The organism is Catenulispora rubra (assembly GCF_015356825.1).
Classification (GTDB): Bacteria; Actinomycetota; Actinomycetes; order Streptomycetales; family Catenulisporaceae; genus Catenulispora; species Catenulispora rubra.
The window spans coordinates 1-19966 of the sequence record NZ_JAACYW010000214.1; the positions used below are offsets into that span (position 1 = coordinate 1).

Here is a 19966-nt window from a genome sequence, read left to right on the forward strand (position 1 = left end):
GGGGTTGGTGGGTCCGGGGTCGGTGTCGGTGTGGGATGTGCGGCGCGCTGGGGAGGCGTTGCGTTTTCTGAGTCGGGCTCGGCATGTGGGCAAGGTGGTGTTGTCGGTTCCGGGGCCGGTGACGTCGGGTTCGGTGGTGGTCTCTGGTGGCACCGGAGCGTTGGGCGGACTGGTGGCGCGGCGCCTGGTGCAGGTTCACGGGGTGCGCAGTCTGATCCTGGTCGGGCGTCAGGGCCCGGACGGGCCGGGGACGCCCGAGACCGTGCGCGATCTGGAAGCACTCGGAGCCACGGTCGCCGTCGAACAGAGCCTTTACACAGTCGTGCCGCGACTGCCGATCACCGGAGTCGTCCATGTAGGCGGTGAATCTCCGGTCGAGACAGGGGAGGTCGTCGGGCAGCTGGAGCGGCTGGCTGCGTCGAGTCCGGACATCGAGGCTTTCGCGATGCTCGGTTCTCTGGAGGACGCGTGCTACGAGGCGTTGATCCGCAAGCTTCGGGTGACGCGAGGGCTACCCGCCGTCCTGATCGCCCAGAGCGGTGCGACGCTGTCCGCGGAAGAGAATCTGGCGTCGTTCGACCGGCTGTGGCGCGGGCCGTGGCCGGTTGTGGTGCCGATGCGCTCAGACGTCAGTGCACCGCGTCAGCGCGTGGCTGTCGACACCAGAGCCGGTCGTGGTTGGGCGGAGAACCTGACGGAGCTCGATGCCGACGGCCGGCGGGCAGCCGTGATGGATCTGGTACGCACGCAGGTCGCCGCAGCCCTCGGGCACGGTTCGGGCGACCAGGTCGCGCTGGAGCGTCCGTTCAAGGACCTCGGTCTGGACTCGCTCACGGCGGTCGAGCTGCGCAACCGGCTCACCGGCGTCACCGGCGTCCGCCTGCCCGCCTCCCTCGTCTTCGACCACCCCAGCCCGCGCGCCCTGGCCACCCACCTGCTCACCCTCCTCACCCCGCCCGAGGCCGACCCCCTCGGCTCGCGCGACGGCCTGCTCACGGCGCTGGAGGGCATGGAACGGACGTTCGCAGTCCTCCCGGAAGGCGACGACCTGCGCGAAGCCGGGTTCCTGCGGTTGGAGCAGCTGGTGGACCGGTTGCGGACCGACGGGCGGCGCCAGGCCGTCGCGGCCGGTGGATTCGACATCGAATCAGCGTCCACGGCGGACATCCTCGCCTTCATCGACGGGGAGCTCGGCAAGAACAGCGTCTGAGACCGTGCACGGCTTATCAGGGAGTGGACATGCCCGAGGAAGCGAAGCTCGCCGAGTATCTCAAGTGGGTGACGGCCCGGCTGCTGGACGCGCGCCGCCGGATCGACCAGGGGGACCGCGAGCGCACGGAGCCCATCGCGATCGTCGGGATGGCCTGCCGCTATCCGGGCGGGGTCACCTCCCCCGAGGAGCTGTGGCGGCTGGTCGCCGAGGGACGGGACGCGATATCGGAGTTTCCCGACGACCGCGGTTGGGACCCGGACGGCCTCCATCACCCCGACCCCGGGCATCCGGGCACCTCGTACGTCGACGTCGGCGGATTCCTCTACGACGCCGGGGACTTCGACCCGGCGTTCTTCGGGATCAGTCCGCGTGAAGCGGTGGCGATGGATCCTCAGCACCGGCTGCTCCTGGAGATCGCCTGGGAGGCGCTGGAGCGGGCGGGCATCGATCCGGTCGGCCTGCGCGGCACCCGGACCGGTGTCTATACCGGCGTCGCGTACGCCGACTACATCATCCGGCTGCCGCGGGTGCCGGCCGAGTTCGAGGCCTTCATGGGCAGCGGGAGCACGAACAGCATGGCGTCCGGCCGGATCGCCTACACCTTCGGGCTCGAGGGCCCGGCGGTGTCGGTGGACACGGCCTGCTCCTCGTCGCTGGTCGCGCTGCACCTCGCCGCGCAGGCCCTGCGGGCCGGGGAGTGCGATCTGGCGCTGGCCGGCGGGGTGACGGTGATGACCAGCCCCGGCCTGTTCGTCGAGTTCAGCCGGCAGCGGGGGTTGTCGCCGGATGGCCGGTGCAAGGCGTTCGCCGCCGCCGCGGACGGCACCGGGTTCGGCGAGGGGGTGGGCCTGCTGGCGCTGGAACGGTTGTCAGACGCCGAGAAAGCCGGGCACCGGGTGCTCGCCGTCCTGCGCGGCAGCGCGGTCAACCAGGACGGGGCGAGCAACGGGCTCTACGCCCCGAACGGCCCGTCCCAGGAACGGGTCATCACCCAGGCCCTGGCCAACGCCCGCCTAGCCCCGGCGGACGTGGACGTCGTCGAGGGACACGGGACCGGCACGGTGCTCGGCGACCCGATCGAGGCCCAGGCGGTGCTCGCGACTTACGGCCGGCACCGGCCGGCCGCGAACCCGCTGTACCTGGGGTCCCTGAAGTCGAACATCGGCCACACCCAGGCCGCCGCCGGGGTCGGCGGGGTGATCAAGATGGTCATGGCGATGCGGGCCGGGGTGCTGCCGAAGACGTTGCACGTCGACGCGCCCAGCCCCCATGTGGAGTGGGACGCCGGTGCCGTCAGCCTGCTGACGGAGGCCAGGTCCTGGCCCGAGACCGGGCGTCCGCGCCGGGCCGCGGTCTCCGGCTTCGGCATGAGCGGGACCAACGCGCACGTGATTCTGGAGCAGGCCCCTGAGACGGTGGGGATGCCGGCCGGTCCGGAGCCCGCCGATGGCGAGATCCTTGAGGCGGGGGCGGGATCCGGGGCCGGTGTGGTGCCGTGGCTGCTCTCCGCGCGGACTCCGGAGGCGCTCAACGCTCAGGCCGCGCGGTTGCTCGAAGCGCTGACCGACTCCGACGTGCCCGCACCCGATCCGGCTGCGGTCGCACGGGCGTTGTTGGCGACGCGTTCGGTGTTTGCTCATCGCGCGGCGGTGTTGGGGCGGGATCGCAGGGAACTGTTGCGCGGGTTGAGTGTGTTGGCGCAGGGGGCGGGTGCGTCGGAGGTGATCCGGCATCATGCTCCGGTCGTCCAGTCCGGGCGTACCGCGTTCTTGTTCACCGGTCAGGGCAGTCAGCGCCTCGGGATGGGCTTGGGCTTGTATGCCGCCTTCCCTGTCTACGCCGAGACTTTCGACGAGGTCTGCGAACACCTCGATCCACACCTGGAACAGCCCCTGCGTACCGTGCTCAACGCCCAGCCGCATTCGGATCAGTCCGCACTCATCGATCAGACCGGGTATGCGCAGCCGGCGTTGTTCGCGCTACAAACTGCTCTGTATCGGTTGCTGGAATCGGCAGGTCTGACTCCGGACCTGCTGCTCGGTCACTCCTTGGGTGAGTTGACTGCTGCGCACGTGTCCGGGGTGTTGAGTCTGCCGGATGCCTGCGCGCTGGTCGCTGCCCGGGGACGTCTGATGCAGGCTGCCGAACCGGGCGGTGCCATGGTCTCCGTTCGTGCTGAGGCCGCTGATGTCCAGGAGAGTCTGGCAGGCTACGAAGACCGGGTGTCGATCGCGGCGATCAATGGGCCGCAGTCCACGGTCATCTCCGGGGACCCGGATGCGGTCAACGAGATCGCCACCGGCTGGCGGATCGACGGCGTGCGGACCAAGCGGTTGCGGACCAGTCACGCCTTCCATTCCCCGCATATGGATCCGATCCTGTCGGAGTTCCACGCCATTGCGGCTGAGATCTCCTACAACCGGGCGCAGATCCCCATCATCTCCAGTCGTACCGGCCTACTTGCCACCGACGAACAACTCGGCTCACCCCGGTATTGGACTGATCAGATCCGTGACACCGTCGACTTCCGTGGTGCCATGCGCGCCCTCGAGCAGGTCGGCGCCACCCGCTACATCGAATGCGGACCCGACGCTGTGCTGTGCGCCATGGCCGAGGACAACCTCGAAACAGCACCCGAATACGTCCTGCCCACCCTGCGTGCCGACCGCCCCGAGGCCCACACCCTCACCCAAACCCTCGCCCACGCCTGGACCACAGGCACCGACATCACATGGACGACTCTCCCTCGCATCAATCAGAACTCCGATCCGCTACCTGACCTGCCGACCTACTCCTTCCAGCACACCCGCTACTGGCTGGATGCGGGCAAACCAGCGTCCACACCGGACGACCGGAACAGCCACGACACGGGTTCGTCCGAAGCGGGCTTCTGGTCGGCGGTCGTGGACGGCGATTCCGAAGCGCTCGCCCTCGAACTCGATCTGGACCCCCAGCAGCGGGATCATCTGGAGGCTCTGCTCCCGGCGCTCACCCAGTGGCAGCGCCGCCAGCACCTGGTGCACCGCTTCGTGTGGAAGCGGCTTGCCGAGGGACACGGGACGCCTTCCATGAACGGTCACCGGTACTCCGTCGTCGTCGACGCCGCACACCAGGACGGGCGTGAGGCGCAGGCGATCGCCGACGCGTTGACCCGCCACGGCGCCGAGGCGCACATCGTGCCCGTGGCGCCCGAGGACGACCTGGCCGAGACGTTCGCCGACCCGGTCCCGCAGCCGGGATCGAGTCCGCTCGCACCGCTCACCGCGGCGATCGTGCTGCTCTCCGACGCCGGCGAAGCCGCGGCACCGCTCGCCCTGCGACTGGCGGCCGCCCACGCAGAGCATGCGAACGGCGCGAACGGCGCCCCGCTGTGGATCCTCACCCGGGGCGCGGTCGACGCGATCGAGCCGGATCCGGCCCCCGATCTGCATCAGGGCGCCGCGTGGGGAGTCGGGCGAACGGCGGTCGCCGGCTCCGGCCCGGCCTGCTTCCTTCTCGACCTGCCGCCCGAGGGCCTCGGCTCCACGACGCGCGACGCGGACCGATTCATGCGGCTGCTGGCCCGAGCCCCGGAACCCGTTCCGGCCGAACGCCAGTTGGCGCTGCGCGCGTCGGGAGTCTTCGGACTCCGCCTGCGTCGCGTCCTGACGCTCCCCGACGCCGCGCCGGCTCCGGACCGGGGACCGGCCCGACTGGCGGTGCTCGGGGAGGCCACCGCCCAGGTGGAGGCTGCGGTAGGCCGACTGCTGGACGAAGGGTATTGCGAACAGGGCGCAACGTTCGTATCGCCTGACGAGCTTGCGAGCCTCGACGCCCTTGATCCGGATCGTCCGATCAGCCTGCTCTACAGTCCGTGGCCGCGACAGCGCCCAAGTCAGGATCACGACGTTCCGGACCTCGACGACACGATCCGGCACGTCCGTGAAGCGATCGAGGCGGTGCGGGCGCTGCACGAGGCGACCCGCGAGCGCGACGTCGCCGACTTCCTCCTGCTCGGCTCGCTCGGCGCGGCTCTCGGGGATCCGGACGACGTGGTCTCGGCGGTGGTCGAGGCGCTGTTGGAGGGTCTGCACCAGACTCGGCGACGGGAGGGACGTCCCTGCACGCTGGTGGTGACCGGACCGGCCGGTCTCGGGCTGCGGACCGTCGCGCCCGCCTCCGTCGCCGGTCTGCTGCCCCGGCTGCTCGGCGACGCCCGGCTGCCCTGCGCGGTGTTCGACGCCGACTGGGACGTCCTCGCCGAGCGCGTGCATGACGGCGGCGAGTACGGAGCCTTGTTCGAGGAGCTGCCCGAGGTGCGGCGCAAGAAGCCGACCACACAGCGGACCGACGCGGCTTCGGGCGCCTGGCCGCCGTCCGAGCTGTTGCGAGATCTCGACGGATTGCCGGAGAACGAGCGTGTGGAGGCTGTCCTCGGCGCGGTGCGTACCGCGGCCGCCGAGGTGCTCGGTCACGACGTCCCGGAGGAGATCGACGCGGAATCGACGTTCCTGGAACTGGGATTCTCGTCCTTCACCGGTCTGCAACTGCGGGACATCCTGTGCACTGCCACCGGCCTGACCTTGCCGGCCGTCGTCATCTTCGACTACCCCTCGCCCGCCGGACTGGCCAGGTACCTGGTCGCCGAGCTGGCCGACGGGCGATCAGAGCGGTCGCCGCTTTAGCGGGCGTTCAGTGCCCGCGCCGACGATGGCGGAGTCCTGATAAAGCTCGCCGACTGAGAGGCCCTCGATGAGACATCTTCCCCTTCTCGGTGCCCGCCTTGCCGTGAGCACGGCCCTCGTGGTCGGCGTCAGCGGTGCCCTGGCCGGATCCAGCTTCGCGAAGGACGCCTCGTCCGGACAGGCGGATCCAACCGGGGCCAAGGCCGCCGGACACTCTTGTCAGCACCTGCTCCAGGGATGGACGGAGCTGACACTGAACTACAACAGCACCGGGACGCCTGTGCCCCCCGGCAACGAGGTGGGCGACGCGGTCATCTACAACGACGCGGTGTTCGACCAGAACGACAAGCAGGTCGGTCACGCCGTCGGCTACGTCTCGATCCAGCGGAAGGACCCCGCCGACGGCCACCTGATCAGCTACTACCACGCCACCGAGGACCTGCCCGACGGTCAGTTCAACGAGACCGGCACTGTCGACCGGACGGCGACGTGGCAGGGCGTGCCGGCGGTCTTCCGGATCGAGGGCACCACCGGTGCCTACGCGGGTAAGCACGGATATCTCACCTGGCGCCTGCTGCAGGTGCCCGTGACGATCAACACCCGGGCCAGCCTCGACCTCTGGCTGTGCGACTGATGCCCGCGCAGATCGGGCGGTTTCCGCAGCAGCGCCGGCACACCTTGTACTTCCTGGAGGAGATCCGCGGCGTTTCGCCCGTCTACCTCGACACCGAGGTGGACATGACCGCGGTCCGCGACCACCGGTCCGCTGCCAAGGCGGAGGGGCGCGCCTACTCCCACGTCGCCTACATCCTGCACGCCGCCGGCCGCGTTCTGCTCCGGCACCCGCAGGCCAACGCGGCCATCCGGGGCCGGGGCCGGCCCAAGGTCGCGCGCTATCCGGAGGTCAACGGGAAGGTCACCTTCGACAAGGCCCTGGACGGCCAGCGGATCGTGGTGGCGGCGGTCCTTCCGGGGCTGGACCGCGCGGAGCTGGACCAGATCCAGCAGGGTCTGGATCGTCTTCGCGACGTCGAGGTCGGCGACGCCCCGCAGCTCAAGGCGCTTCGGACCCTGCAACGCCTGCCCCCGCCGCTCGCCCGCCTGCTCTACCACAGGGCCACGCGTCCGCTGGCGGCGCGTCCGGCACGGCTCGGCACGTTCGCGGTGACCTCGCTCGGCCATCGTGCCGTGGACGGCTTCCAGTCCGTCGGCGGCACCACGATCACGCTCGGCGTGGGCCGGGTGGCGCCCCGTCCGGTCGTCCGCGACGGGGAGATCACGATCGCACCGGTGATGCGGCTGAACCTCGCCTTCGACCACCGGGTGATCGACGGTGCGCAGGCGGCGGATGTGCTGACCGAGATCAAGGAGGCGCTCGAGACGTTCCCGGCCGCCGATGCCGATGCTGATGCCGAGGCCGCCGACAGCCCCGCGCAGACGACGGAGAGCCGGGTATGAACGACATCGAAGAACTGAAGCAGTTCGTGGTGGCGCACGCGAAGGCCCAGCAGGTTCCCGAGGAGCGCTACCGTACGGTGCTCGACCGTATCCACGACGACGGCGACGGGGCGGACGGCTCCTGGGCGGGCGAGTGGATCCGGGCCGGTGCGGCGCTGGAGTCCGAGGGCGGCTTCCTCGAAGCGACGAGCTGCTACAACATGGGCCGTTTTCCCTTCGTCGACAACGCCGCCCGCCGCCGGTCGCTGGAAAGCTGTGTGAACTCCTTCGCGCGGTGGGCGGGGACGGTGCCCGGCGCGGAGCGCTTCGAGGTGAGTCCGCCCGGCGGCGGCACGGTCGGCTGTTGGGCCTCGGGGCTCACGGACCCGGCCCGGCCGCTGGTGATCATCCTGGGCGGGATCGTCAGCGTCAAGGAACAGTGGGGTCCCCTGCTGCCGCTGGCCGAACGTCTCGGCATGGCCATGGTCGTGACGGAGATGCCGGGCGTCGGCGAGAACTCGGTGGCGTACGGCCCGGAGAGCTGGCGGATGTTCCCGGCGATCCTGGAGGCGGTGCGGGGCCGCTGTGACACCGACCGCGTCTACGCCGCCGCGCTGAGCTTCAGCGGACATCTGGCGCTGCGCTGGGCGGCAGAGGATCCGCGGGTACGAGGCATCGTGACGATCGGCGCGCCGGTCAGCGAGTTCTTCACCGACCGGGACTGGTTCGGCGGACTCCCGCGCGTGACCGTGGACACGCTGGTCCATCTGATCGGGGCGCCGGCGGAGAAGCTGGTCGACACCTTCCTCGACCAGCAGTGGATGGTGGGTCCGCAGGCTCTGGGTCGGCTCGACATCCCCTTGTACTACACGGCGAGTCTTCGGGACGAGATCATCCCGCCAGGCGAAGTGGGGTTCCTGCGCGAGAACGCGCGCCGGCTCTCACTGACCGAGTATGACGACGTTCACGGATCGCCGGAGCATTCGGAGGAGATCAGGGGGTGGGTGTTCAACTCGCTCCTTGAGATGCGGTAGGCCCGCGACGGCCGGCGCGCCGCGGCGGTCGTCGGATCCGGCGTGCCGACCGCGGCCCGCCGGCCCGCCAGCCCGTCGGTCCGCCGGCTTGGCGCGCTCGGCGCCCGCGTCAGCTGTCCGAACCGGACTCGGACCGGTTCGTCCCGGTCAACGTCAGGAACACCTCGTCCAGACTCGGCAGCCGCAGCGCGAGTTCGCTGACCTCGATCCCGCGCGACTCGATCTGGAACGCCACCTGGCTGAAGGCCGTTCCCCCGTCCAGCGGCACGACCAGAGCGCCCCGGCTGTCCTGTTCCGGGCCGTGCCCGGTCAGCTCGGTCAGCAGCGTGGCGAGCTCCTCCTGCCGGTCCGGGACGGTCGGGCGGACCACCACCGTCTGCCCGCCGACCCGCCGCTTCAGCTCGCCCGGCGTGCCGTGCGCGATGACCTTGCCGTGGTCGATGACCGAGATCTCGTCGGCGAGCGCGTCGGCCTCCTCCAGGTACTGCGTCGTCAGCAGAACCGTGACACCGTCGGTGAGCAGGGCGCGGACGGATCGCCAGACCTCCTGGCGGGCCGCCGGGTCCAGGCCGGTCGTGGGCTCGTCGAGGTAGAGCACCGCGGGCCGGCCGACCAGGCTGGCCGCGAGGTCGAGGCGGCGGCGCATGCCGCCGGAGTAGCCGCCGGCCTTCCGGTCGGCGGCCTCGGCCAGTCCGAACCGCTCCAGCAGCTCGGTCGCGCGGGTCCGGGCGTCGGCGGCGTACAGGTCGAGGAGCCGGCCGATCAGCACCAGGTTCTCCCGGCCGGTCAGGTCCTCGTCGATCGAGGCGTACTGCCCGGTCACGCCGATGATCCGGCGGACCTCGGAGGCCTGCCGCACCGCGTCGAGGCCGTGGACGAAGACCCGGCCCTCGTCCGGGCGCAGCAAAGTGGCCAGGATGCGGACCAGTGTCGTCTTTCCGGCACCGTTGGGTCCCAGGACGCCCAGGGCGCTTCCGGGGCGGGCCGCCAGGTCCACTCCGGACAGGGCGCTCACCCGGCCGAAGCGCTTGACCAGGCCGACGGTCTCGAATGCGTGATTCATGGGGTCCACGCTCGCACGGGACGCTGTCAGATCGCTGTCGATCCGCTCGTACGCCCCGCCCGGCACCGCTATGGCCGATCCCCGGCGAGGTCAGTACATTGATTTTTCGAGTGGTGATCGAGCGGCCCGGGGGGGCTGCGGGTGCATCGGGGCGAACCGTGACGAAAGGACTTGTCACGGCGAGTCGTCGGTGACTGTCTCGAAGGGCGGCGGTACGACGGTGGTCGGAACGGGGTCCAGCCCGGGGGTGGAACCGCCTATGTGGGTGGGCATTCTCGGTCCGCTGGAAGTGGTGGTGGACGGTGAACAGGTCCCGATGGGCGGTGCCCGGCTGCGGGCGCTGATGATCCGGCTGGCCCTGGACGCCGGCCGGCCGGTCACGGTCGGTTCCCTGTCGGCGGCGCTGTGGCCGGAAGGCGGACCGCAGGAAGAGGCGCACGCCCTGCATTCTCTGGCGTCCCGGCTCCGGCAGGCCCTGGGACGGCACCCGGCTCTGCGCTCGTCGAGCGGGGCCTACAGCCTCGACCTGACCACCGAGGCCGTGGACGCGCTGCACTTCACGCAGCTGGCACAGGAGGGAAGGCGCGCGCTCGCCCAGGGCCGGGCCTCGGTCGCGCGCCAGCGCCTCGACGAAGCCCTGGGCCTGTGGCGCGGTGAGGCGCTGGCGGACGTGGCGGGGGCGCCGTTCGCCCAGGCCGTCGCGGCCCGGCTGGAGGAGGTCCGGCTCGGCGCCGTCGAGGACAAGTTCGAGGCACTGCTGGCCGGTTCGGCCCTGCCCGCCCATGCCGTGGCAGAGCTCGAAGAACTGGTCGCCGCACATCCGCTGCGGGAACGTTTACGGACGCTGCTGGTGCAGGTTCTCGACGCGGACGGCCGCCAGTCCGAGGCGCTGGCGGCGTTCGAACAGTACCGGCGGCTGCTGGCCGAGGAGCTCGGCACCGATCCGGGCCAACGGTTGCAAAGGGTGTATATGGAGGTGCTGCGCGGCACGTCCGACCCGGCCGCCGCCGAGCGGCCGCCGGCGGTGCGGATGCGGACGCCGGGCAACTTCCGCGTCCCGCTGAGCAGCTTCGTCGGCCGCACCGAGGACATAGCGGCAGTCGCCGACCGGCTCAAACGGTCCCGCCTGGTCACCCTGGTCGGGCCGGGCGGGGTCGGCAAGACCCGGCTGGCCGGCGAGCTGGTGGCCGGGTACGAGGGCTGCGTGCCCGGCGGCGTGTGGGTCGTCGAACTCGCCTCCGCGACCGAGCCGGAGGACGTCACCCGCCTGGTGGCCGACGCCCTGGGCCTGCGCGAGCCGAACCTGGCCGAGCGGGACCGCGACGCGGTCCTGGACCGGCTGGTCGAGTTCTTCAGCGGATCGCTCACAGTGCTTCTGCTCGACAACTGCGAACATCTCCTGGACACCGTGGCCCGTTGTGTCGACGAACTCCTGGGCCGCTGTCCGCTGTTGAAGGTGATGACGACGAGCCGCGAACCGCTCGGCGTCCCGGGCGAGGCCCAGTGCCCGGTGCTGCCGCTCGGCTGGCCCGAGCCGGGGGCGACCGTGGAGCAGGCCCGGGAGTCCCCGGCGATCCGGCTGCTCCTGGACCGGGCTTCGGAGGTCCGGCCGGACTTCGAGCTCGGCGCGGACAACGTCGCGGCGCTCGTGGAGGTCTGCCGCCGGCTGGACGGTCTGCCGCTGGCCATCGAACTGGCCGCGGCCCGGCTGCGCTCTTTGCCGCTGGAACAGCTGGTGTCCCGGTTGGACGACCGCTTCCGGCTGCTCACCGGGGGCAGCCGGACCGCGCTGCCGCGGCACCAGACCCTGCGGGCGGTCGTGGCCTGGAGCTGGAGCCTGCTTCGCGAGGACGAGCGGCGGCTCGCCGAGCGGCTGGCGGTCTTTCCCCGCGAGGTGACGCTCGCGGCGGCCGAGGGCGTGTGCGCGCAGGACGGCACGTCGCCGGAGACGGTGCTCGACGTCCTCGCGGCACTGGTGGACAAGTCGCTGCTACAGGTGGTCGACGGGCCGGAGGGCCGCTACCGGATGCTCGAGACGATCCGTGAGTACGCGCTCGAACGCCTGCTGGAGTCCGGCCGGCTCGAGCAGGCCAGGCGCTGCCACGTCGCCCACTTCCTCGGCCTGGCCGAGCAGGCCGCCCCGGCGCTTCGCGGCGACGGGCAGCTGCCGTGGCTCGCCCGGCTCGCCTGCCATCGCGAAGACCTCCTGTGCGCGCTGCAGTACGCGATCGACGTCGAGGACGCCGACACCGCGGTGCGCCTGGCCGCCGCGCTCGGGCTGTTGTGGACCATCCACGGCGATCACGCCGGGGCCGCGACCCGGCTGCTGCTCGCGCTCCGGGTTCCCGGTGGCGCCGGCACGCCGGCCAGGGCTGCGGCTGCGAGCCTGTGCCTGATCAACACCGTTCTGGCCGGCGGCATGACGCGGGCCAGCCTTCCCCTGCCGGAGTACCGCGTGCTGGCCCTCACCCGGCACGGCGCCGGCCAGCCGGCGGCCGACCTGCTCGAACCCTGTCTGGCGTTGGTGGCCGACGACGTCGAGTGGGGGATGGCCGCCATCGGGCGTCGGCTGCCGCACCCCGATCCGTGGGCCCAGGCGATGTTGCTCCTGGTCAGGGCGTTCCTTCAGGGCAACCACGGGGACATGCGGGGGACCCGGGTGACGCTGGAGGCCGCGGTGGAGGCCTTCGGGGCCGCGGGGGAGCGCTGGGGCTCGGCGATGTCGCTCACCGCGCTGGCGGAGGCCTGCTCGATCCTCGGCGAACCCGACCGGGTGGTGGTCGCGTTGGAGGAGTCGATCCGCCTGCTGCGCGAACTCGATCCGGACGACGCCGCGGTGCTCCAGCGGTCGGCCCTGGCCCTGGCGCGTACCCAGGAAGGGGACGTGGCCGGCGCGCGCGTGGAACTCGAGGCGATCGTCGGAGCCCGCCCCGGGAAGGCCTCGCCCCGCCACCTGATGTTCGCGCGGATCGCCCTGGGCAACCTGGGCCGCTACGAAGGGGACCTGGTCGAGGCCGAGAAGCAGTACGCCGCGGCGGCCGAGGACCTGGGGCGGGTGGCGAACGTCGGCCCGCTGTTCCACGCCACCCTGGGCGCGGCCCGGGGGCACTGGGCGGTCGCCGTCGGCGACTTCGGCGAGGCCGCGCGGCTGCTCGGCGAGGCGCTCACGCTCGCGGTGAACGTGCCGGACATGCCGGTGGTGGCGATGGTCGCCGTCGGCGTCGCCGGATTGCGAGCCGCTCTGGGCCGGCCCCGGTCAGCCGCCGAGGTGCTCGGCGCGGCGCACTCCCTGCGCGGTGCGGGCGACGATCGCAACCCGGACGTGGCCCGGCTGGCCGAAGAGCTGATCAAGCGGCTGAGGATAGCCGAATACGCGGCCGCCTACGCCGCCGGCCACGCCCGGGACCGGGCCGCCGCGCTGGCGTTCATCGAGGCGGAGCTGGCCAGCTGTCCGGGCCTGAGCCGCGCCGACTGACGCGCCCCGCCGGGCGATCGGCCGGAGAGCTGGCGGTGGGCTGGAGGTGGGCTGGAGGCTTGGTTGCTCGGAGGTCCGGCGATCGCCATGAGGCTGGAGATCGGCCGGGCAATCGGCCCGCGGTTGGCTGCCAGGCCTGGCGGTTGGCCGGCGGGCTGTGCCGGGCGCGCTGACAGCGGCGGATTCATTCCGCTCCACCGCATGTCAGCTGCTCCACTCCCGGGCCGGGTGAGCCGCCGCGCCGGATGTCAGCCGGCGCGGATGCCCGGCGGCGCTCAGCGCTTCAGCGAGACCCGCAGCTCCTCGAAGTAGCGCATCCCCACGCCGGGGTAGCGCTCGGGGGTCTCGGTGAAGGAGACCTCGCTGTAGCCCAGGAAGACGGTGCTCAGCAGCACCTCGATCTCGAGCTTGGCGAGCTGGGCGCCGGTGCAGAAGTGGATGCCGGAGGAGAAGGCCAGGTGGCCGTTGTTGGTCCGGCGCAGGTCCATCTCCTCGGGGTTCTCGAACCGCTCCGGGTCGTGGTTGGCCGCGCCCTGCAGGATGATCACCGCCTTGCCGGGCTCCAGGTCCGCCCCGGCGATGGTGACCGGCTCCAGCACGGTGCGCGCGTTGAGCTGCATCGGTCCGTCGAAGCGCAGCAGCTCGTCGGCGGCGGTGGGGATGACGGACGGATCGGCGCGCAGTTCCGCGAGCTTGTCCGGGTGCGTGACGATCGCGTGCAGCGCGTTGCCGAGCATGTCCGCGGTGGTCTTGTTGCCCGCCAGGAAGAACAGCAGCGCGGTCGACAGGACCTCGCCGTCGTCCAGGCCGTCGCCGTCCCGGGTGGCCACCAGCCGGCTCAGCATGTCGTCGGCCGGGTTCGCGTGCTTCTCCTTGAGCAGGCCGGTGAAGTAGTCGGCCAGGCTCGCGGCCGCGGCGACCCCGCGTCCGAGCTGCTCCTCGGTCGGTGTGGCCTGCACCAGCAGGGCCAGGTCGAGGATGTGCGGGGTGAGGGCGGCGCGGTCGGCCTCCGGCACGCCCAGCAGGTCGCAGATCACCCCGCTGGGCAGGGCCAGCGCGAACCCGCTGACGAAGTCGCCGCCGGGCTCGGCGGCCAGCTTCTCCAGCAGGCGCTCGGCCCGCTCGGTGACCGACGCGCGCAGGGCCTCGACGTGTCCTCCGGTGAAGCCGGCGTTCACGTGCCCCCGGATCCGGGTGTGGTCCGGCGGATTGATCATGATCATGCTGCGCTGCAGGTGTTCGAGCACCGCGTTCAGCTGTTCCGGGGACACCGGGGCGAACTTGAGCCGCATGAACTCGTCGCCCTTGCCCAGGGCGCGGTGCCGCAGCGCGTCGCTGCAGTCGGCGAAACGGGACAGCACGAGCGTGCCGTCGCTGGTCAGCAGGGCCGGCGCGGTCTCGCGCAGGCGCTGGTAGTTGGCGTACAGGTCGTCGCCCGAACTGACCATGATGCTGTAGAAGAGCTGCTCGGCTTCAGGGTCGGCATGGGCCGGCAGAGTGTCCTGACTGGGGCTGTTCAACACCGGTCTCCTTCAATCGGACGCACGGGCGGTCGCAAGGCTGGCGCCGGGTCCGTCCCGTACCGCGGATCGGCCGGGACGGCCTTGGGCACGGTCGGAAGTCAAACAGCCGGCGGGCCGCCCTGGCGTCGCCCAGATTGCGATTCGGCCCCGGCGCCGGTCCGGCGCCGGTCGCCGTGAGTCAGTAGGTGCGCCGCCGGTACACCAGGACCGAGACCGGCGCGAAGACCGCCACCAATGCGGCCGACCAGGCCAGGGAGCTGACGACCGCGTGCGCGACCGGGCCGCCCACCAGCAGCCCGCGGGCGGCGTCGACCACCTGGGTCACCGGGTTGCCGTTGACGAAGGCCTGCAGCCAGCCCGGCATGGTCTTGGCCGGCGCGACCATGTTGGTGCCGAAAGCCAGCGGGAACATGGTCAGCACCACCACGCTCTGCACCGCGCTGGTCTCCTTGATCAGCACGCCGGCCAGGACGAACGCCCAGCTGAGGCAGAAGCCGAAGAGCACCGTGAGCAGGCAGGCCGCGACGGCGTCCACGATCCCGCGGTGCGGCCGGAACCCCAGGACGAACCCGATCGCGAACAGGGCGGCGATCGAGAGCAGGTAGCGGATCGCGTCGCCCAGGATCGAGCCGAGCAGCGGGGCCGACCGGCCGATGGGCAGGCTGCGGAACCGGTCGAACACGCCCTTCTTGATGTCGATGTTCAGGTTGACCCCGGTGGCCATCATCCCGCTCAGGATCGTGGTCATCACGAGCATCCCCGGGAAGATGTACTGCAGGTAGGCGTGCGTCGACCCGGCGACGGCCCCTCCGAAGAGGTAGACGAAGAGCAGGAGGAAGATCACCGGCAGCAGCACGGCGTCGCCGAGCACGCCGGGGTTGCGGCGGGTCTTGGTCAGGCTGCGCCCCGCGAGCAGCAAGCTGTGCCTGAGCAGCCCGAACCGGCGCCGGCGCGGTGGCCCGGCCCCGGCGCTCGTGTGGGTGGCAGGCGTCGTCTTCTGCGACGTCATCGGGTTCCTCCCAGATTTCGGTGTCTCACGACCCGGCCGCCGGTTTCGTCGAGTACGGCCTGGATCGGGTTTGACCGGGCCCTCTGCTTCGACCGAGGGGGTCATGTCGGCAGTGTTTCCGAGCACGCTCGCAAACGGCGCGCAAAATACTGGCACGCCGCCTCCGCCCGATCCGTCCGCCGGTCCGGGCAGACCACCTCATCGCGGCGAGGGGCAGAACTCCGACAGGTCGGTGGCGATGTCGCGCAGGATCGGCGCGGGATCCTCGTGGAGGTAGAAGTGACTTCCCTCGTAGACCCGCACCCGGCAGCCGACCTTGGAGTGTTCGGCCCAGGCCCCCAGATCCCCGGTCGGGACGAACCGGTCGCCGGCGCCGCCGAAGACCGAGATCGGGATGTCCAGCGGCGGAGCCGGCAGGCACCGGTAGGTCTCCGCGACCTCGAGGTCCGCGCGCAGCACCCGCAGCAGGTTGGACATGACGTCCTGGTCCTGAAGGACCTCCTCCGGGGTGCCGCCCATCTCCCGCAGCCGTTCGCACAGTCTCCGGTCCGACGCGTCGTGGATCGGGGCGAGCCGGGGGACCAGGTGCGGCCCGGGCCGGCCGGACACCAGCAGCCGCACCGGCTGCGCGAGATCGAGCCGGGCGAGCTCCCGGCAGGTCTCGAACGCCAGCAGGGCTCCCAGACTGTGACCGAAGACGGCGTAGGGCAGATCCGTGCCGGCCGCGAGGGTCCTGGTCAGCGCCGGCACCAGCTGGTCGATCCGCCGTGCCGGGGCCTGCCGGTGCCGGGTCTCCCGGCCGGGCAGGCGGATCGAGACGACCTCGACGTCCGGCCCCAGGTGCCGCGCCCACAGCCGGTACGTCACCGCGCCGCCGCCGGCGTGCGGCAGGCAGAACAACCGGAGCCGGGGCGGGTCCGAGGCCGGCCAGCGAACGGCGTCCACGGCCGCAGGCATTCGCCGGGGTTCGGCGTCGGTAGTGATCAGAGCATCCATTCGGCGACTCTCTCCGCGATCGGCGATCTCCAGCGTGGCGTCCGGGCGCATGTGGAGTCGTCGCGCATATTGCTGCCTTCCGGGGTGGAGCCGAGTGCGATCTGACAGAAGTCAGTCCACTGATATCTGAAGCCTGATATAGAGGGCTTCGGCAGCCGTGCCCTGACAACACCACGTCAACGGCCCCTGCGCGCCGACGGTCCGGCCTGGCGGGCGACCCCTATCGCGGCGCTCTGTTGAGCTGACAGCTGTGCCGGTGAGACGCGACAGCGTTTTGTGTGTCGTTTGCGAGGGGCCTGGGACAGACTCCGATTCTGGTCGTGTGTTCGAAGTCGCGGGGCCGCCCTCACGGGGGAACGACATGGACACCGACCCATCGGGCTGACCTTGCGTCGCCGGTTCACGGGGAGAGTGGGTTTCGACATGGCATTGCGGAGAGCGTCGGACGCGGGGTGGGGCCCCGGAGTCCGCCCGCGGAGGTCACGGCGGTTCAGGGCGTCGATTCTCTGAGGCGCCCTTCGGTGAACCCCGCCTCGACGTGCCGGAAGGTGTCCGGACTCTGTCGTTCCCAGCGGGGTGCGGAGTTTCACGGCAGTAGTGCGCGGACCTGTCACGCCACAGGCGGTCCGCGGTAGCGGTGATCGCCGGTGATCGGCGATCGCCGGCAGCGCCGGTCCGGCGGCAGCCCGGGCCCATCGAACGGCGGGCCGCCCGGCAGCGCCCGTCCTCGTGCACGCCGGAGGTGGCATCACCAGGAATCCGCGTTCTCGACCAGTCATCGTTCGCTGACTCACCCCCCACTTCTGGAGATCGGCATGGAACAGTTGATCCGGCAGGCCGTCGACCTGATGCGGGCGCGCTACTTCGATCCACTCACCCTCGACGACATGGCAGACGCGGCGATCATGAGCAAGTTCCACTTCATCCGGATGTTCCGGGTGGTGGTGGGCGTGACGCCGTGCAGATATCTCAGCGCCCTGAGGATCCAGCACGCGAAGCGCCTGCTGCGCAGCACGACGATGAACGTCTCGGAGATCTCCGCCGAGGTCGGGTACAGCAGCACGGGGAGCTTCACCCGGCGGTTCACCGCATCCGTGGGCTGCTCGCCGATCCAGTACCGGAACCACGCGCTCGTCGAGCAGCGGCGGGTCGTCCCGGCCCACCCCGGCGGCGGCGCCGTCACCGGGACGTTGCACGCACCGGACCAGGCCGCCCCGGCGCTGTACGTCGGCGTGTTCGAGAGCCCGATCCTGGAATGCCCGCCCGTGGCGCACGCCGTCCTCGAACGGCCCGGCGCGTTCCGCCTCGACCGGGTCCCGGCCGGCGCCTGGTACCTCCATGCCATCGGCAGCGTGGCACCGGGCGGGGACGGTGCCCGGCGTGCTCGACGGCTGCTCGTGGACAGCCGCGGACCCGTCGAGGTGGCTTCGGGCGGGAAGGTGGAGGTGGACCTCACCGTGGAGCCGCACCGGTGGACCGATCCACCGATGCTGTTCGCCCTGCCCCAGCTGGAGGCCGCCGAGGACGTACTGGCGCGCGCTGCCTGACGCCCGCTTGACGCCGGGTCCGACACCCGGTCCGACGCCGGACACGACGGTCCCTCCCTGACCGGGACCGCCGTGTCCGGCCACTGGCACGGTGTGCCGGGACCCGACGCCGCCGAACGGTTCGCCGCCCGGGCGGCATCTGCGACGACGCCCGTCCCGGCGCAGCCGTACAGAACGATTCCAGGAATCCTCCAGACCCACCCTTCCAGACTGTCTGGGTCCCCTGAACGCCGTCATGCCCACAACCGGGCCCTCCTCGACGGGATCCGCGCTTTCGTCGAGCGCCTCCACAGCCCATCGAATACCAGGAGTTCCGACTCGACGACCTCGTTGCCGAGGCGTCCGGCGTCCCCGCGTCCGCCTGAGCCGGCTGTCAGCCCGGCCGAGAAGCCCGCCCCATTGTCAGCGAGAGCGGAGATACCTTGAAATGACGAGCCATCAGATCCAGCTGCTGTTCGTGGACCTCGCGCTGATCCTCTTCCTGGGCCGGGCCCTGGGCCTGCTCGGTGTGCGGTTCGGCCAGCCACCCGTCGTCGGCGAGATCATCGCGGGCATCCTGCTCGGGCCGACGCTGTTCCACGGGGCCGTGGCCACCCGGTTGTTCCCCTCGGATGTCCGCCCTCTGCTCACGGCCATGGCGAACCTCGGCGTGGCGGTGTTCATGTTCGGCGTCGGTCTGGAGCTCGATGGCAGCGCTCTGCGCGGTCGCGGACCCGGCGTGATCCGCTCGGCGGCCGGATCCATGCTGGTCCCCTTCGGGCTCGGCCTCGCCGCCGCCTTCTACATCCTGCACGGGCACCGGGAGAAGAACTTCGCGGGGTCGGTGGTGTTCGTCGGCCTGGCCCTGTCCATCACGGCCTTCCCGGTGCTGGCCAGGATCCTCACCGACCGCGGCCTGTCCAGCACGCCGCTGGGCGGGATGGCGATCGCCACCGCCGCGATCGTCGACATCGCGGCCTGGGTCGGGCTGGCCCTCGTCCAGGCCCTGGCGGTCGGGTCCGGCGACGCCTGGCGGGTCGCGCTGATGGTGCCGTTCGTCCTGGCGATGCCGCTGATCGTCCGGCCCGGACTGCACCGCTTGCACGGGATCGTCGTGGACCATCCGGAGCGGCGTGCGCAGGCCGCGTTCGTCGTCGTGGTGATCGGCACCCTGCTGTCCGGTGCCGCGACCGAGGCGATGGGGATGCACTTCATCTTCGGCGCGTTCCTGTTCGGTGCCGCCTTGCCCCGGCAGGGTACTGAGGAGACACGGGAACGGATGCGGGAGAGTGCCACGCAGCTCACCACCGTGCTGCTGCCGGTGTATTTCGTCGTCGCCGGGCTCAACGTGAACCTCGGCAAGCTGAGCGTCGGCGACCTGGCCCGGCTCGGTGTGATCATGGCGGTGGCGGTGATCGGGAAGTTCGGCGGCACGTATCTCGGCGCCCGCTACCGCGGCCTGCCGCCGCGTGCGGCCTCGGGCCTGGCCGTGCTGATGAACACGCGCGGGCTCACCGAGCTGATCGTCCTGGGCGTCGGCCTGCAACTCGGCCTGCTCGACGGGAAGCTGTACTCCCTCATGGTCGCCATGGCTGTGATCACCACTGTGATGACCGGACCGCTCCTGACCCGCGTCTACCGCCGGCCGGTGATCACCCCGGAGCTGGAGCCCCGCTCCAGCCGTCGCGCGCAGCGGCAGGAGCTGAAGCCGGCGCGGCCGTAGAGAAATCGCGCTCCCCTGAGCGAGAGTCTTGCGGGAGAGGCGGCGGGCGTCGCCTCCACAATTGCCGAACCGCCCGAAACAACCGGACCTGAACGGTCCCTCGATTTCCCTCCTGAATTGCTGGCTTCGGGCTCGGGGATCACGAAACGGGCCCCGGGCACCCGTTGTGACCTGGTGCGGCCGTCCACCGAGCACCGTTGATGGCGGACGGCCGGCGCCGGCGAGGTCCGCCGCGCCTACCGCGCCACTGCGCTACTGCGCCGCGGCGTGGTTGCGGTGGTTGCGCACCACCTCGTCGATGAT

General features: G+C 71.2%; 12 protein-coding genes. 8 read left to right on the forward strand and 4 right to left on the reverse strand.

Annotated elements, in window-relative coordinates:
- The 5 genes from GWK61_RS38830 to GWK61_RS38850 form a co-directional block, all read left to right on the forward strand.
- Window positions 1-1210 (forward strand): beta-ketoacyl reductase (locus tag GWK61_RS38830; RefSeq protein WP_194916707.1); only part of this gene is annotated, 1210 nt, incomplete at its 5' end.
- A 23-nt stretch (window positions 1211-1233) separates the two neighbouring features.
- Complete coding sequence (locus GWK61_RS60045) at window positions 1234-5877, forward strand: type I polyketide synthase (protein WP_438939805.1); 4644 nt, start codon at window positions 1234-1236, stop codon at window positions 5875-5877.
- A 103-nt stretch (window positions 5878-5980) separates the two neighbouring features.
- Window positions 5981-6511 (forward strand): allene oxide cyclase barrel-like domain-containing protein, encoded by a 531-nt coding sequence (locus GWK61_RS38840; protein WP_194916709.1) that lies wholly within the window; start codon window positions 5981-5983, stop codon window positions 6509-6511.
- Window positions 6511-7335 carry a 2-oxo acid dehydrogenase subunit E2 gene (locus GWK61_RS38845; protein WP_194916710.1) on the forward strand — a complete coding sequence of 275 codons (825 nt, stop codon included), beginning with the start codon at window positions 6511-6513 and terminating at the stop codon, window positions 7333-7335. The genes GWK61_RS38840 and GWK61_RS38845 overlap by 1 nt, the downstream gene beginning before the upstream one ends.
- The gene (locus tag GWK61_RS38850; RefSeq protein ID WP_194916711.1) at window positions 7332-8348 is read left to right on the forward strand and encodes an alpha/beta fold hydrolase; all 1017 of its coding nucleotides are present in this window, start codon (window positions 7332-7334) and stop codon (window positions 8346-8348) included. The genes GWK61_RS38845 and GWK61_RS38850 overlap by 4 nt, the downstream gene beginning before the upstream one ends.
- A 109-nt stretch (window positions 8349-8457) precedes the next feature.
- On the opposite strand, the gene GWK61_RS38855 is transcribed toward GWK61_RS38850, so the two are convergent.
- Window positions 8458-9411, reverse strand: a complete 954-nt coding sequence (locus GWK61_RS38855; protein WP_194916712.1) for an ATP-binding cassette domain-containing protein — start codon at window positions 9409-9411, stop codon at window positions 8458-8460.
- A gap of 259 nt (window positions 9412-9670) precedes the next feature.
- On the opposite strand from GWK61_RS38855, the gene GWK61_RS38860 reads away from it, so the two are divergent.
- Window positions 9671-12886 (forward strand): ATP-binding protein, encoded by a 3216-nt coding sequence (locus GWK61_RS38860; RefSeq protein ID WP_194916713.1) that lies wholly within the window; start codon window positions 9671-9673, stop codon window positions 12884-12886.
- 275 nt (window positions 12887-13161) lie between these two features.
- Here GWK61_RS38860 and GWK61_RS38865 read toward each other — a convergent pair whose 3' ends face one another.
- The 3 genes from GWK61_RS38865 to GWK61_RS38875 form a co-directional block, all read right to left on the reverse strand.
- The gene (locus GWK61_RS38865; protein ID WP_194916714.1) at window positions 13162-14406 is read right to left on the reverse strand and encodes a cytochrome P450; all 1245 of its coding nucleotides are present in this window, start codon (window positions 14404-14406) and stop codon (window positions 13162-13164) included.
- Between the two features lie 181 nt (window positions 14407-14587).
- A complete protein-coding gene (locus GWK61_RS38870) occupies window positions 14588-15418 on the reverse strand; it encodes an ABC transporter permease (RefSeq protein WP_194916715.1) in 831 nt (276 codons plus the stop codon).
- A gap of 198 nt (window positions 15419-15616) precedes the next feature.
- Window positions 15617-16414, reverse strand: coding sequence for a thioesterase II family protein (locus GWK61_RS38875; RefSeq protein ID WP_194916716.1), 798 nt, complete (start codon window positions 16412-16414; stop codon window positions 15617-15619).
- Between the two features lie 815 nt (window positions 16415-17229).
- On the opposite strand from GWK61_RS38875, the gene GWK61_RS38880 reads away from it, so the two are divergent.
- Entirely contained in the window at window positions 17230-17961 is a 732-nt protein-coding gene (locus GWK61_RS38880) for a helix-turn-helix domain-containing protein (protein WP_194916717.1), read from the forward strand.
- A gap of 427 nt (window positions 17962-18388) precedes the next feature.
- Entirely contained in the window at window positions 18389-19663 is a 1275-nt protein-coding gene (locus tag GWK61_RS38885) for a cation:proton antiporter (protein WP_194916718.1), read from the forward strand.
- Window positions 19664-19966: the final 303 nt, after the last annotated feature.

Bases quoted from the DNA above. Each gene is read 5' to 3' on its own strand.
- GWK61_RS38845 (WP_194916710.1), top strand. From the start codon at position 6,511: ATGCCCGCGCAGATCGGGCGGTTTCCGCAGCAGCGCCGGCACACCTTG.
- GWK61_RS38850 (WP_194916711.1), top strand. From the start codon at position 7,332: ATGAACGACATCGAAGAACTGAAGCAGTTCGTGGTGGCGCACGCGAAG.
- GWK61_RS38855 (WP_194916712.1), bottom strand. From the start codon at position 9,411: ATGAATCACGCATTCGAGACCGTCGGCCTGGTCAAGCGCTTCGGCCGG.
- GWK61_RS38860 (WP_194916713.1), top strand. From the start codon at position 9,671: ATGTGGGTGGGCATTCTCGGTCCGCTGGAAGTGGTGGTGGACGGTGAA.
- GWK61_RS38870 (WP_194916715.1), bottom strand. From the start codon at position 15,418: ATGACGTCGCAGAAGACGACGCCTGCCACCCACACGAGCGCCGGGGCC.
- GWK61_RS38875 (WP_194916716.1), bottom strand. From the start codon at position 16,414: ATGGATGCTCTGATCACTACCGACGCCGAACCCCGGCGAATGCCTGCG.
- GWK61_RS38880 (WP_194916717.1), top strand. From the start codon at position 17,230: ATGGAACAGTTGATCCGGCAGGCCGTCGACCTGATGCGGGCGCGCTAC.
- GWK61_RS38885 (WP_194916718.1), top strand. From the start codon at position 18,389: ATGACGAGCCATCAGATCCAGCTGCTGTTCGTGGACCTCGCGCTGATC.